Genomic DNA, 13,195 nt, shown 5'->3' with positions numbered 1-13,195 from the left:
CACCTGGAGAATAAGCATGAGAGATATGTACGAAGTTTTGTCGCGCTGGGGTGTGTGGGCTCGCGATAACAAAGGTGTTGGCTATTCTAGCATAGCAGCCGGGTTTAAAGGGCTTTTGCCGCCGCAATCCAGTGGAAAGCAAGCCTGCAGTGATGATGATGGCTTAATGATTGATGGATGCATCGCTCGCCTACTTAAATTTGAGCCGGTTGAGCATGAACTTATCATAAGACACCATTTTTACGGCCAATCTCTACGGTCAATTGCAAGAGAGTTGAAGTGTTCAGATGGAACAATACGCAAGATGATGCAGGCGGCAGAAGGATTTATTGGGGGATGCTTGGCAATTTTAGATGTGAAATTCAGCTTCGATTGATTAGATAAGTACTCAATGGGCGGTACTGTTCCCAGTATCGCTCAATATAATCTCAAGATCCTCAATACTCCCAGGTAAAGGCCAGCGTGACTTTATTGTATCGGTATTTGTAATCGTAGTTAACCAGTATAGAAAAAGTATGCATGGCTGAGCGAAAGTATGCCTTGTTTCTGCTCTTTGCTTTACTTTTATTACTATATACTTCTTACTGTCAATATACGTGGATATTTGATTTATAGACTTATCGTCATAATAATCCCTGAATTCATCTAGTAAAAGATAGTTTATTTTCAAATCGCATTTTAAGTAGTGGCTACCGACTTTTTCCTTGAATAATTTTACTAAATCATCAAGGAAATCATTTCTGAATTTATTCACATTTGATAAAATTGCCATCGTATTACAGAATAATTCATCAGTGGTTTCCATAAGAGCCATGCTTCTTGCAATTTGTCTCTCAGCTGCTTTTGGAACCTCTCCTACTGGTTTGTAAACACTATCATGAACTAACTCAGCATAAGCATGCTGCAAAAGAGTTCTGATTTGGACTTCACAGCAGATATTTTTGTTTATCATTATCTCATCATAAACAAAGTCGCTGTTAGGCCGAATTTCATAATGTTTTGACTGATAGTCAAAAAGTTTGGGGTTTTTATCGATCTCAGAAAGGTAATCTTTTGATAATGAAGCTTTCCACTCTAAAGATGATTCGACTATTGAACTAATTTCTTCAATATGGCTAGAAAGCAATACAACAAATCTAACCCCAACAAGATCAGTCATTTGACTAATCGGATCTTCGTAACCCTTCCGGCTTACTTTACCAAGTGCTGACGAAACTGCCTTGACTCTGGGCGTTGGAGGTACCTTCAAAAACATAAGAGCCTCACCTTCCCCTAGTTTTTGAGAGATTTCCTCTTTGATTTTTGAGCTAACAAAGGTACCCCAAGCAGCAAAAGCTACTTGGTTTTCAATTAAATACCTTTCGAACTCATCTTGTCCCATCATTCTTGACTCTTCAATTTGCCTTTGATTTTCAATATAGTAAAATTATTATCGTCTGATTCTTCAAATTGAACAAGGTCTTTCATTTTATCAGGTGGCACAGATACCCATACATCGCTACTGAATACCAATTTATTTCTTCTTTTCAATTTTGCTTGAATATACTCAATATCTTTTGATACTGCATGCTGAGGGAAGTTTACCAACCTCATGAAATCTAAGTATTTATCCTTAAGATCTTCTGGTAAGTGTTCCTTTGAAAAATCGGATGTGCTTATTATTGCTTTCTTAGAGCGTAACTCGCTTCTTAGTGACTCATGTAATTCTAATTTTGAGTCTTCGTCTAATAGAGCCGTGTTGATAAATTTCCTAGTATTTTCAAAAAAATCCTGAGTTAATTTTTTGGATGATTTTTCAATGCTCATTCCAAGGAATGTTGAATAAAAATATCCAGCTGCTTTACTGCTTTCAGTTGACGACATTAAATGATCAAATAAGAACGCTCTATGATTTTCAACAGCCACGCCTGTGCTACTAGATGCAACTTGTGCAAGGAAACCGATTTTATAAAACCGTTGTGAGGGAGTCAGTAAAAGCTCTGCAATATATTCTATTGTTATTTGCTCGTTGGTTTCATTCGTTCTAAACCCATTTTGGGTTTCTGCTTTAATTGCAGCAATGAATGGCAACGCGTCATCTCCCACCCTACCACTTATTACTGCAAGTAAACCTCCTGGAGCATTCGAGCTAAACTGACTAGAGGTAAGCTTGTCAGCCAAACGCTGAGTCACTGCAATGAACGTTTGCTCATCAGAGTGAAGTATTGATGAAGCCAATGAGAAGAAGCTACCAGTATCACTATCACGAATGGACATTTCTAACCCATGTGATTTGTTGGCCAATGCCTCGGTGATACGAAGCTGCAGTGTGTCCATTGCATCCTGCTTAAAGTGAATGATCTTATTGCTCAGCTTAGCTGGTGTCATCTGTTTGTCGGCTGTTTTAGGTAAGATCTTGTGAGCGATAACACGCTCGATCATTAGACCTTCAAAAGAGAAAGCAGAGATAGACATATTTATTCCTTTGTATGCTGTGTGTCACCAGAGTACAAAAAAAACAATTAAATTTCATTAATGCGTACGCAAATATTGTTGTATTGTGATAAGAGTAGTACGCAGTCAGTAGCTTACCTTGTTAAAAACCTCGCTAAGGCGGGGTTTTGCTACTTTAAGAGTTTGTGAATTGGGCGACGGTTAGCATGTCATCACCACACTAACCGCCAGTTGCTCATGCTTTTTGGTCACAAGCGAACCTTTGCCCATGCTGCATAACAGCGGTATGAGCCTATCAAAGAGGGCGCTCATGATCTCAGATACCAGTCTTGTCAACGCTGACACAATCGAATACATCAAAACTCTGCCTGATAACTGCATCGACCTGATCGCGACTGACCCACCGTATTACCGGGTAAAGAGCTGTGATTGGGATAACCAATGGAAGACAGAGGCAGACTATCTAGCCTGGCTAGATGCGCTACTGCTTGAGTTTTGGCGGGTACTCAAGCCGAATGGCAGCATGTACATTTTCTGCGGTAGCCGGTTGGCGTCAGATACTGAGCTGCTAGTGCGCCAGCGGTTCGACGTGCTGAGCCACATCGTATGGGCAAAACCATCAGGCCCATGGAAGCGGCAGAACAAAGAGAGCTTACGTGCTTTCTTCCCGGCCACCGAGCGGATCATCTTTGCAGGGCATTACGCCGGGCCATATCAGCCAAAAGATACCGGCCACGCCGCCAAGTGCTCCGAGTTGAAGCAAAACGTCTTCAAGCCGCTGATCGACTATTTCAGATCGGCACGGCAGGCACTGAACGTATCGGCCAAAGAAATCAACGCTGCCACAGGTCGCCAGATGGCCAGCCACTGGTTTAGCGAAAGCCAATGGCAACTGCCCAGCGAAGATCAGTATCTGACGTTACAGCACCTTCTCCGGCGTAAGGCAGCCGAGCGGCACCAGGCTGCCGGACTTGAAAAGCCGCATCATGCTCTTGTTCGTGAGTATGCCTCACTGAACCGGGAATATAAGGAGCTTTGCCGGGAGTACAAACAGTTGCGGCGATCTTTCTCCGTATCGGTAGATGTACCGTATACCGACGTATGGACATACCCACCAGTGCAGTATTACCCAGGAAAACACCCCTGTGAAAAGCCAGCAGCTATGATGGCGCACATTATCAGTGCCAGCAGTCGTCCTGGTGATGTGGTGGCCGATTTCTTTATGGGATCTGGCTCCACCATCAAAGAGGCGATCAAGCTGGGCCGTATTGGCCTGGGCGTGGAGCTGGAAAAGGAACGATTCGATCAAACCTTCAGGGAGATAAACCCAGAGGGATAAACGAGCCTAGGTATGAACTGTGATTGTTTCATCTCAGCGCTACGCCAAACTGTTTACCCCACAGATGTACCCTAAAGCTCACCTTAGATGTGGTTTGTTGTCGATTAGACGAAGCTGGTTAAGACTCTAACTTATTCACCACAAGCCAGTTCCCTTCAGGGTTATTTGTTTCCTGAATGATACTACTTGCTTCTGGGCAGTCCTTACACACAATGACTTTCCCCGCAGAATCTCCAGCAGCTTTGTTAACGACGGTGACATTTGAACTGAGGCAGGCCGGGCAGTAAGCGGTTTGTAAATACATTGAGAACTCCTTGGTAAGGGGAAAAACACATTATAAGGGCGCGATGAATATTTCGTCGTGACCTAGACCGAGGCCACACAAAATGTGGCCTTTTCTATTTCTATCACCCGATGATCGGGCAAAGCCCCGACAGGGGGAGGTAATGAGAATGCCAAACAATCCCCATAGCTGGGCAGACATTAGCGAGATCCTGGCTTCATGGTGGCGCGGTGATGTGCCGATCGGCGGCGTCCTAATGGCTATCGTGATGGCCGTATTAAGGATGGCTTATTCAGGCAGCAGTGGAAGGGAAACACTCTTTGAAGGGCTGATGTGCGGTGCCGTTGCCTTGACCATCTATTCCGCTCTGGACTTCTTCGACGTTCCAAGGGCTTTAACGGTAGGGATCGGCGGCTTCATTGGTTTCGTCGGTGTGAAGAAGCTGGGTTCGTTTTTATCCGGTTACGTGGGTAATCGATTCGGCGGAGGTAATTCAAATGCAGACAAATAATTTCCGTTTCAGCAAACGCAGTGAGGGAAACCTCGTAGGTGTAAATCCCACCCTGGTCAAAGTGGTACGCCGAGCCCTGGAGATCACCGCCGTCGATTTTATCGTTATTGAAGGGTTCCGCACGGTTGAACGGCAAAAGGCGCTGAAGGCTGCGGGTGCCAGTAAAACGCTTGATAGCCGACACCTAACCGGTCACGCGGTTGATCTGTTCCCCGTTGGTGGTGACTGGAATAACTATAAGTGCTGGCTGCCGGTGCTCGACGCCATGAACCAAGCTGGTGCCGAGCTGGGTATTAAGCTGCGCTTCGGTATCACTTGGACGGGAAACCCGCACGATAAGCCCGCCAAGTTCTTGGACGCGCCGCATGTGGAGATCCCCGCATGATAGCGCTGAACAAATACGGGTTAATCGGTGCGCTGCTGGTGGCTATAGCTCTTGGTGGCACTAACGGAGTGCTGACCTACCGGCTAGATCAAGCCGACAAAGCAAACCAGGTGCTGAGTAAGGCTAACAAAGACCTCAACAAGGCGGTGGTCGAACGTGACGAAACGATCTCTGCGCTGAAAGATTCCATCGCCGCTGACCGGCGCGCCACGGAAGAGCAACTCAAGATTGAACAGCAGAAAAGGGAAAAGGCTGATGTTGAAAACCGAACGTTACGCAAGGTTCTGGAGCGTAGTGACGCTGGCAACCAGCCTTTGCCTGATGATGTTAAGCGTATCCTGCGCCGAGAGGATACAACCCCCGCCAGCGCCCCCTAAGCTTATCTACGTATACCCGCCTGCTGTACTGCTTCAAAAGTGCGAGCAAACCCCGTTCACCGGCTCGACGTTTGGTGATGCGGTGATATCGCTACAGGTAGCTCAGAGCGAGCTGGACGTGTGCGCTTCTCGGATCGAGGGGCTGATTAAGTGGCAGAGAGATAATTCTGGTGAGTAGCATTACAGCGGGAATCCACTTAAATCCTATGGTAATGTTATCTTTCATCATATGGAGATGTGGAAAATGTCAAAAAATGTTGTTGTAATCTTACCTAACGATAAATTAGATCATGTGGCTGTTGCTGATGACCTTACTTCAGTCACTTTCACCGATGAAAAGCATGCCCGTTTAAGCTTACCGATCGAGGAATATGTTTTAGATGGTAAAACATATCACTTTGCTCGTTGGGATGCTGATGTCCCCGAGCATAAAGTAGAAAAGGCGATTAGAAACTACTACTGATGTGGCTAATGGTGCTCAATCTGATGGGTAGCATCGTTAGCATTACAGAGCGTCTATGCGTGGGCGCTCGATAATGCTTAACTTAACTCTTTAAGTTTTGAGCGTGCAGCCCAACAGATAGCAATCATGATGGCCATTCCTACGAAGTTGGGCCATTGCGCACCACAGCAATACTGATCTGTTATCCGATTGCTGAGGTCGATGCAGGTATAAACGGTGGCACCAGCAAACCAGGTGCGGATCAAATTCGCTTTACTCATAGGAAATCCTTTTCGTTTGCGCAAAGTGTAAATATTAATCATTTTTAACTGCTACGCAAGCATTGCAGGTGGCATTCACAGAGTGCCACGTATAGTGGCATGAGATACAATCTCTTTATCTTTATAAGGAGATTTAAATGAAACTGACATTCAGAAATGCAGCATTACCTTTCGGCTCATCCATCAAAACAACGTTTATTGATGGTGATGGCGAAAGAATGGATTCTATTTATTGGTTCATACACGGCCCAGATGCGAACGTTGAACGTACAAACGATGGACATGCTGCAAACGGTACATGGTCAGTGCAATTTGATGAACCTGCCAAGATTCATTATGAGCGTGGGGCTTATCACTTCACATCGGCATCGGTAATACAAAGAGGAACTTCGTACCAGATGTTTATTACAGTTCTTTTCAGAGAAACCCCCAGCGGTGACCGATTAATCTATACCATTAAGGAACTCTAATCGCCTCCGGGTAGTTTTTTGTTGTCCATCACAGAGTGTCTATACGTGGGCGCTCGATAATGTTGTAAGATGCTTTCTAATATGGTTGGGTGCGCGAGATGGCCGAAGCTTTTGCTTCTGACGGGACTAAGCGTGACATGAGCTAGATCGAACTGTGGTGCACGTGGCCTATACAGTATCGACCGTGGGTTCGAATCCCACCCCAGCTACCAAACACTAACCCGCAGCGGCGGGTCAACCAAGAGCCTCGGCATAGTCCGGGGCTTTTCTATTTGAGGTGGCCATGACCAAACCTAAACCCTACGGCAGCAAGTGGCAGGCCGCCCGTCTGGAGTTCTTGCGGGCTAATCCCTTGTGCGTGATGTGTAAGCAGATGGGGCGCATAGAACCGGCCACAGTAGTGGACCATATCGTTCCCCATCGGATGAAAGAGGCGAAGACGCCGGAAGAGATGAAGGCAGCACAGCGACTGTTCTGGGGGCGCAGGAATTGGCAAGGGCTATGCACCCCACACCACAACTCGACTAAGCAGCGCATGGAGAAGACCGGCAAGGTGGCGGGCTGTTCAACTGATGGTCTACCACTTGATCCCAACTCTCACTGGTTTAAATGATAATAAAATCATTTATTTTGCAATGATTTCAAATTGAAATCATATTATTGTGAATAATAACCATTATCAGGTGGGGCGGGTGGAAAGTTCCCATTTTTTTCTTTGAAAGACCGCCGCTAGTCATTTCTGTGCACAACCGCGAAATGAAAAGTTTTTTTCTGGAGGCAAAACATGGCCGGAAGACGCCCAAAGCCCACCCATTTGAAAGTGGTCACAGGCAATCCGGGCAAACGCAAACTCAACGACAAAGAACCTCAACCCTCGAGGGAGATCCCCAGCCCGCCAGCTCATCTTACTGATTGGGGAAAAACGGCCTGGGGCCGAATGACCGTCTTGCTCGATGGCATGGGCATTCTGACAGTTGCAGATACTTTTGCCCTGGAACGTCTTTGTGATCTGTATGCGGAGATTTTACAGCTGCGCCAGATCGTGGATATCGAAGGGCGCACTTACACAACTAAAACCCAGATGGGTGATTTCCTGATTAAAGCCAACCCGGCAGTAGCTATGTTGGCCGATGCCGATCGGCGCTTTAAAAGCTACCTGGTGGAATTTGGCCTGACACCTGCGGCCAGGTCAAAGGTGAATGTAAATGGTGGAGAAAAAGAAGCGGATCCGCTCGCCGAGTTCTTCGGCACCTGATCCGGCAACACAGTACGCGCTCGATGTTACCGAAGGGCGCATTATCGCTGGTCCTGATATTCGTAACGCCTGCAGGCGTCATCTCAACGATCTGGAGCAAGGGGAAAGCAGGGGGCTTTTCTGGGATGTTGAATCGGTCAAGCGTGCTATCGATTTCTTTGCCAAAGTCCTCAAACTGAACGGCGGGGAGCATGAAGGCGCACCTTTCATCCTTTTGCCCTGGCAGGCTTTCGTTGTTGGCTCCATATTTGGCTGGAAGAGGGCCAACGGTTCCCGGCGATTCCGTACGGCTTATGTAGAGTCTGGCAAGGGATCAGGCAAATCCCCGCTTTCTGCGGGTATAGGTCTGTATTGCCTGATGGCTGACAAAGAGCCTCGTGCTGAGGTGTATGCGGCAGCGACGAAAAAAGACCAGGCAATGGTGCTGTTCCGTGATGCGGTGGCGATGGTCAACCAATCCCCGGCACTATCGCAGCGAATTTCGACCTCTGGCGGGGCAGGCAAAGAATGGAACCTGGCTTTCCTCCAAACCGGTTCTTTCTTCCGGCCTATCAGTTCTGACGATGGCCAGTCAGGCCCGCGCCCTCATTGTGCTCTCATTGACGAGGTTCACGAGCATAAAGATAACAAGGCCGTAGAGATGATGCGCGCCGGTACCAAGGGCCGCCGCCAGGCGCTGATTTTCATGATCACTAACAGTGGCCACGATAAAACCAGCGTTTGCTACGAGTATCACCAGTACGGCCAGCAGCTGGCATCCGAACAAAAAACCAATGATGCCTTCTTTGCTTTCATCTGTTCGTTGGACGAAGGCGACGATCCTTTCAAGGATGAATCTTGCTGGCCAAAGGCTAACCCCTCTATGGGGCATACCTTTGATGCGGAATATTTGCGCGAACAGGTTGAGGATGCGCGGGGCATGCCATCGAAAGAAAGCCTGGTGCGTCGTCTCAACTTTTGCGAGTGGGTAGATGCTGAAAACCCATGGATCGGTGGTGATGTCTGGATGGCCTGCGAGAAGGAATTCGACATTGGCGAGTTACAAGGGCAGAAGTGCTATGGCGGCCTGGATTTGTCAGGTAAGCGGGATTTGACTTCACTTGCGCTGTATTTCCCCGATATCAGAACTGCGCTGGTGGAGTTCTGGACACCGAAAGACACCCTGATGGACAGAGCCAGGAATGACCGTGTTCCTTATGATTCTTGGGTGCGTGAAAAATACATGCATGCGCCAGTGGGCAGTGTCATTGATTACGGTTTTGTATCTAAACGGATCGCCCAATTGGCCGCGCTGTTCGATATCCAGTCCATAGCGTTCGACCGTTATCACATAGATTACTTGGAACCGGAGCTGGTGGATGAAGGGGTTACTGTCCCGCTGGTGCCTCATGGCCAGGGTTTCGGTAAATCCAAAGAATCCGGCCTTTGGATGCCACACTCTATCGAGTTGTTAGAAAAACTCATTATTGATAAGAAAATCACCATTCTTTTCAATCCCTGCCTGCGTTGGAATGCGGCAAACGCCGTGACTGAGACGGACAAGAGCGAAAACCGAGTATTCAGCAAGCGCCGTAGTAACGGTCGAATAGATGGTGTTGTCTCTCTGGCCATGTCAGTCGGAGCAGCGGAGGACATACAGGAAGACGACGGCGATTTAGAAGGCTTTTTTGATGATCCGATCATAGTGGGTATCTGATGGACAAAAACAAACAACCGGGGCGCGTAAAAAGCGCCCTTTTAAATTGGCTGGGAGTGCCGATCAGTCTCACCACCGGGACATTCTGGCAGGAATGGTTTGGTACCAGCAGCAGCGGCAAGGTGGTAACCGCCGACAAGGCGATCCAGCTTTCTGCCGTGTGGGCCTGTATTCGTCTGCTCAGTGAGTCGATCTCTACGCTGCCATTGAAGGTATACAGTAGGGAGGCTGACGGCTCCCGCAAGCTGGCGCAGGCGCATCCGGCATACCAGGTATTGTGCCGCCGTCCCAATATGGAAATGACACCTTCGCGCTTTATGTTGCTAGTGGTGGCCAGCATCTGCTTGCGGGGTAATGCCTTCGTTGAGAAGAAAATGATAGGGCGCAAGCTGGTGGCACTCGATCCTTTGCTGCCGCAGAACATGGTGGTGAAGCGGTTGCCCAGTGGCAGGCTTGAATACACTTATACGGAGAATGGAGCTAAGCGGGTGATCCCCGTTGACCGTATGATGCATATCCGCGGCTTTGGCCTTGATGGTGTTTGCGGCATGATGCCACTGAGTTCCGGCCGGGATGTGATCGGGGCGGCGATGGCGGTGGATGAAGCCGCAGCCAAGATCTTCGAAAATGGCTTGCAGAGCACTGGTTTTCTGTCTTCAAAAACGGCGTTGAACAAAGAGCAACGTGATCGCCTTCGCAAAAGTCTGCAATCGTTTATCGGCTCCAAAAATGCCGGAAAGCTGATGGTGCTGGAAAATGAGCTTACCTACCAGAACGTGACCATGAACCCGGAAGCCGCGCAGCTTCTGGAAAGCAGAGCGTTCAGTATTGAAGAGGTCTGCCGTTGGTTCAGAGTTCCCCCGTTTATGGTGGGACATGTCACGAAGCAAAGCAGCTGGGCCTCCAGTGTTGAGGGGATGAACCTGATATTCCTTACCAACACGCTGCGCCCGCTGCTGGTGAACATCGAGCAAGAAATCGCCCGTTGTCTGCTTGATGGCGATGAGGATTATTTTGCGGAGTTCTCTGTTGAAGGGCTTTTGCGTGCTGACAGTGTGGGCCGTTCTGCGTACTACACCACCGCGCTGCAAAACGGTTGGATGAGTCGCAACGATGTGCGCAAGCTGGAAAACATGCCGCCGATCCCAGGGGGCGAGATCTACACGGTTCAGTTGAACCTGACGCCGCTGGAAGATCTGAAGCAAAACAACCTCGGCGCACAGACCGCCAATATTACGCAACTGCATAACTATCTATTCCCCGATGTCCCGATCGAGCAATCACCGCTGAAACGAGCGGCGTAGGAGCAATACCCCATGACAAAGAAACAACTTCCGGCAGCGCCGGTGGGCCGCCCCTGCGCGGGTGTTTCCAGTGAGCCCATGCCTTCGGCGCTCGAGCGCTGGAATGGTGGCATCAAAGCATCCACCACCGACGATAACAGCATTTCCATATTTGACGTTATTGGGCAGGACTACTGGGGCGAAGGTGTCAGTGCCAAACGGATCGCCGGTGCCTTGCGATCAATGAACGGTGCCGACGTTACCGTAAACATCAATTCCCCTGGCGGAGACATGTTTGAAGGGCTGGCGATCTATAACCTGCTGCGGGAGCACCCTGGCAAGGTTACCGTTAAAGTCCTGGGCATTGCCGCCAGTGCAGCCTCAATTATCACCATGGGTGGCGATGAGATACAAATCGGGCGCGGGGCTTTCCTTATGATCCATAACTGCTGGGTGGTATCGATGGGCAACCGCCACGATTTCGCCTCCCTGGCCGATTATCTGGAGCCGTTCGACAAGGCCATGGCGGATATTTACGCCGCCCGTTCTGGCCTCGATATTGAGACAGTTCAGAGCATGATGGACGGTGAAACCTACATTGGTGGCAGCGATGCCGTTGATCAGGGGCTGGCCGATCGTTTGCTTTCCGCTGATGCGGTAGCCGGCGACGATGATTCACCCGCTGCGGCGCTACGCAAACTGGATGCCCTGCTGGCGAAAACCAATACACCACGCTCTGAGCGCAGGAAACTGATCCAAGCATTAAAAGGTAATACGCCAAGCGCTGTTACCGATCCCGACGGTACGCCGAGCGCTGCCAAAGAAGCAACCCCTGAAACCTTAGCCAAACTGGATGCCGCATTGAACGGGCTGGTTTCGGCGTGCCAATAATCTGGAGTATTTATGTCAGAAGTTAATGAAGTTCTTAAGAAAGTAACCGCTTCTATCGAAGAGGCAACCAGCAAATTTAACGCCAAGGCAGAGGATGCGCTGAAAGAGGCTAAGAAGTCTGGAGCCCTCTCAGAGGAAACCAAGGCGGCAGTAGATAAGATGGCGACCGAGTTCAACGCCCTGGTCGCGGCAGAGAAAACGCTGAAGGCAGCAGTGGGAGACCTGGAACAGCATGTTGCTCAGATGCCTTTCAATAATGCCATTCAGGTTGTGCAGTCGGTTGGCCAGCAGGTTATTTCGTCCGAAGGGCTGAAAGATTTCTCAGCCAGTCTTGAAAGCGGAAAGCGATTTACCGCACCTGTGAAGGCGGCGATGATCTCCTCGGATGTTCCTGGGCAAATTATTGCCCCGGATCGCCAGCCAGGTATTGATGTTGCGCCAAAGCAGCGTCTTTTCATCCGCGATCTGATTGCTCCGGGCACTACCGGTTCAAACACCATTTATTGGGTGCAACAGACCGGTTTTACCAATAAAGCGTCGGTTGTGGCGGAAAACACCCAAAAACCCTACAGCAGCATTGAATTTGAAGAGAAGATCACCCCAGTCCGTACCATTGCGCACCTGTTTAAGGCGTCCAAACAGATCCTGGATGACTTTTCCCAACTGCAATCTCAGGTCGATGCAGAGATGCGCTATGGCCTGAAGTACGTTGAAGAGCTGGAAATCCTGTTTGGCGATGGTACCGGCGTTCACCTGGAAGGCATCATGCCGCAGGCTTCACGCTATAGCCCGGCCTTCACCGTCGATAAACAAAACGGCATTGATGATTTACGCCTGGCCATGCTGCAAGCGCAGCTGGCTCGCTACCCTTCATCCGGGCATGTGCTGCACTTTATCGATTGGGCGAAGATTGAACTGATCAAGGACACCTTGGGCCGTTACATCTTGTCAAACCCAGCGGCATTGACCGGCCCGACTCTGTGGGGCTTACCGGTTGTGGCAACCGAATCTGCCGCTTTCCAGGGTAAATTCCTGACGGGCGCATTCAATGCTGGCGCTCAGATCTTCGACCGTGAAGAAACGAACGTGGTGATCAGTACCGAGAACACCGACGACTTCGAAAAGAACATGGTCACCATCCGTTGCGAAGAGCGTCTTGCCCTGGCGGTGAAACGTCCTGAAGCCTTCGTAACTGGCCCATTCACTGCGCCAGCTTCTGGCGGTTAATCCTTCCCCTGGCGGCCTGCGGGCCGCTTTCCAATGGAGTTATGCCATGAAAATTAAGGCATTGGTGCAAATCTTGTTCGGTAGCCGGGTGATCAACGACGGAGAGACTTTCGAAACCCGAGAGCAACACGGTCGCGAACTCATCAAAAAAGGCTATGCGGAATTAGTGGAGGGACTGCACGCTGAAGAGCAGCCAGAGCAGCCAGAGCAGCCAGAGCAGCCAGAGCAGCCAGAGCAGCCAGAGCAGCCAGAGCAGCCAGAGCAGCCAGAGCAGCCAGAGCAGCCAGAGCAGCCAGAGCAGCCAGAGCAGCCAGAGCAGCCA

At 49.4% G+C, this 13,195-nt stretch carries 19 protein-coding genes; 15 read left to right on the top strand and 4 right to left on the bottom strand.

The genetic code is table 11. The annotated features are described in order from the left end of the window. Window positions 1-16 precede the first annotated feature (16 nt). The gene (locus ACRDCA_RS25420) at window positions 17-376 is read left to right on the top strand and encodes an antiterminator Q family protein (protein WP_438692003.1); all 360 of its coding nucleotides are present in this window, start codon (window positions 17-19) and stop codon (window positions 374-376) included. 12 nt (window positions 377-388) lie between these two features. Here the strand turns inward: ACRDCA_RS25420 and ACRDCA_RS25415 are convergent, their stop codons facing one another. Together ACRDCA_RS25415 and ACRDCA_RS25410 are read right to left on the bottom strand one after the other, a co-directional pair. Beyond that, window positions 389-1,384: a GTP pyrophosphokinase gene (locus tag ACRDCA_RS25415; protein ID WP_438692002.1), complete on the bottom strand. Its 996-nt coding sequence runs from the start codon at window positions 1,382-1,384 to the stop codon at window positions 389-391. Further along, window positions 1,381-2,454 carry a nucleoid-associated protein gene (locus ACRDCA_RS25410; RefSeq protein WP_438692001.1) on the bottom strand — a complete coding sequence of 358 codons (1,074 nt, stop codon included), beginning with the start codon at window positions 2,452-2,454 and terminating at the stop codon, window positions 1,381-1,383. Before ACRDCA_RS25410 ends, ACRDCA_RS25415 begins: the two co-directional genes overlap by 4 nt. A gap of 289 nt (window positions 2,455-2,743) precedes the next feature. Between ACRDCA_RS25410 and ACRDCA_RS25405 the strand changes: the two genes are divergently transcribed. Beyond that, a complete protein-coding gene (locus tag ACRDCA_RS25405; protein WP_438692000.1) occupies window positions 2,744-3,772 on the top strand; it encodes a DNA-methyltransferase in 1,029 nt (342 codons plus the stop codon). A 118-nt stretch (window positions 3,773-3,890) separates the two neighbouring features. Here the strand turns inward: ACRDCA_RS25405 and ACRDCA_RS25400 are convergent, their stop codons facing one another. Continuing rightward, a complete protein-coding gene (locus ACRDCA_RS25400; protein ID WP_438691999.1) occupies window positions 3,891-4,076 on the bottom strand; it encodes a hypothetical protein in 186 nt (61 codons plus the stop codon). Window positions 4,077-4,218: 142 nt separating this feature from the next. Here ACRDCA_RS25400 and ACRDCA_RS25395 point away from each other — a divergent pair, with 142 nt between their 5' ends. From ACRDCA_RS25395 to ACRDCA_RS25375, 5 genes are all read left to right on the top strand, one after another. Then, on the top strand, window positions 4,219-4,566 hold the full coding sequence (locus ACRDCA_RS25395; RefSeq protein WP_261288831.1) for a phage holin, lambda family: 348 nt from the start codon (window positions 4,219-4,221) through the stop codon (window positions 4,564-4,566). Further along, a complete protein-coding gene (locus ACRDCA_RS25390) occupies window positions 4,553-4,951 on the top strand; it encodes a M15 family metallopeptidase (protein ID WP_438691998.1) in 399 nt (132 codons plus the stop codon). The genes ACRDCA_RS25395 and ACRDCA_RS25390 overlap by 14 nt, the downstream gene beginning before the upstream one ends. After that, entirely contained in the window at window positions 4,948-5,328 is a 381-nt protein-coding gene (locus tag ACRDCA_RS25385) for a hypothetical protein (protein WP_438691997.1), read from the top strand. Before ACRDCA_RS25390 ends, ACRDCA_RS25385 begins: the two co-directional genes overlap by 4 nt. Then, on the top strand, window positions 5,273-5,506 hold the full coding sequence (gene lysC, locus ACRDCA_RS25380; protein WP_438691996.1) for an Rz1-like lysis system protein LysC: 234 nt from the start codon (window positions 5,273-5,275) through the stop codon (window positions 5,504-5,506). The genes ACRDCA_RS25385 and lysC overlap by 56 nt, the downstream gene beginning before the upstream one ends. Window positions 5,507-5,572: 66 nt before the next feature. Then, complete coding sequence (locus ACRDCA_RS25375; protein ID WP_438691995.1) at window positions 5,573-5,791, top strand: hypothetical protein; 219 nt, start codon at window positions 5,573-5,575, stop codon at window positions 5,789-5,791. A gap of 77 nt (window positions 5,792-5,868) precedes the next feature. On the opposite strand, the gene ACRDCA_RS25370 is transcribed toward ACRDCA_RS25375, so the two are convergent. Beyond that, on the bottom strand, window positions 5,869-6,051 hold the full coding sequence (locus ACRDCA_RS25370; protein WP_438691994.1) for a hypothetical protein: 183 nt from the start codon (window positions 6,049-6,051) through the stop codon (window positions 5,869-5,871). 137 nt (window positions 6,052-6,188) lie between these two features. On the opposite strand from ACRDCA_RS25370, the gene ACRDCA_RS25365 reads away from it, so the two are divergent. From ACRDCA_RS25365 to ACRDCA_RS25330, 8 genes are all read left to right on the top strand, one after another. Then, window positions 6,189-6,521, top strand: a complete 333-nt coding sequence (locus tag ACRDCA_RS25365; protein ID WP_438691993.1) for a hypothetical protein — start codon at window positions 6,189-6,191, stop codon at window positions 6,519-6,521. A gap of 283 nt (window positions 6,522-6,804) precedes the next feature. After that, window positions 6,805-7,134, top strand: coding sequence for an HNH endonuclease (locus ACRDCA_RS25360; protein ID WP_438691992.1), 330 nt, complete (start codon window positions 6,805-6,807; stop codon window positions 7,132-7,134). Between the two features lie 171 nt (window positions 7,135-7,305). Continuing rightward, the gene (locus tag ACRDCA_RS25355; protein ID WP_438691991.1) at window positions 7,306-7,776 is read left to right on the top strand and encodes a phage terminase small subunit P27 family; all 471 of its coding nucleotides are present in this window, start codon (window positions 7,306-7,308) and stop codon (window positions 7,774-7,776) included. Beyond that, the gene (locus ACRDCA_RS25350; protein WP_438691990.1) at window positions 7,727-9,472 is read left to right on the top strand and encodes a terminase large subunit; all 1,746 of its coding nucleotides are present in this window, start codon (window positions 7,727-7,729) and stop codon (window positions 9,470-9,472) included. The genes ACRDCA_RS25355 and ACRDCA_RS25350 overlap by 50 nt, the downstream gene beginning before the upstream one ends. After that, window positions 9,472-10,776, top strand: coding sequence for a phage portal protein (locus ACRDCA_RS25345; RefSeq protein WP_438691989.1), 1,305 nt, complete (start codon window positions 9,472-9,474; stop codon window positions 10,774-10,776). Before ACRDCA_RS25350 ends, ACRDCA_RS25345 begins: the two co-directional genes overlap by 1 nt. A gap of 12 nt (window positions 10,777-10,788) precedes the next feature. Further along, window positions 10,789-11,646: a head maturation protease, ClpP-related gene (locus ACRDCA_RS25340; protein WP_261155497.1), complete on the top strand. Its 858-nt coding sequence runs from the start codon at window positions 10,789-10,791 to the stop codon at window positions 11,644-11,646. Between the two features lie 12 nt (window positions 11,647-11,658). Then, window positions 11,659-12,873, top strand: a complete 1,215-nt coding sequence (locus tag ACRDCA_RS25335) for a phage major capsid protein (protein ID WP_438691988.1) — start codon at window positions 11,659-11,661, stop codon at window positions 12,871-12,873. 46 nt (window positions 12,874-12,919) lie between these two features. Further along, window positions 12,920-13,195: DUF7210 family protein (locus ACRDCA_RS25330; RefSeq protein ID WP_438691987.1), on the top strand; the 276-nt coding region annotated here is incomplete at its 3' end.

This window comes from Serratia sp. (in: enterobacteria) (genome assembly GCF_051654945.1).
Lineage (GTDB): Bacteria > Pseudomonadota > Gammaproteobacteria > Enterobacterales > Enterobacteriaceae > Chania.
This window is presented reverse-complemented; position numbering and strand designations above follow the sequence as displayed.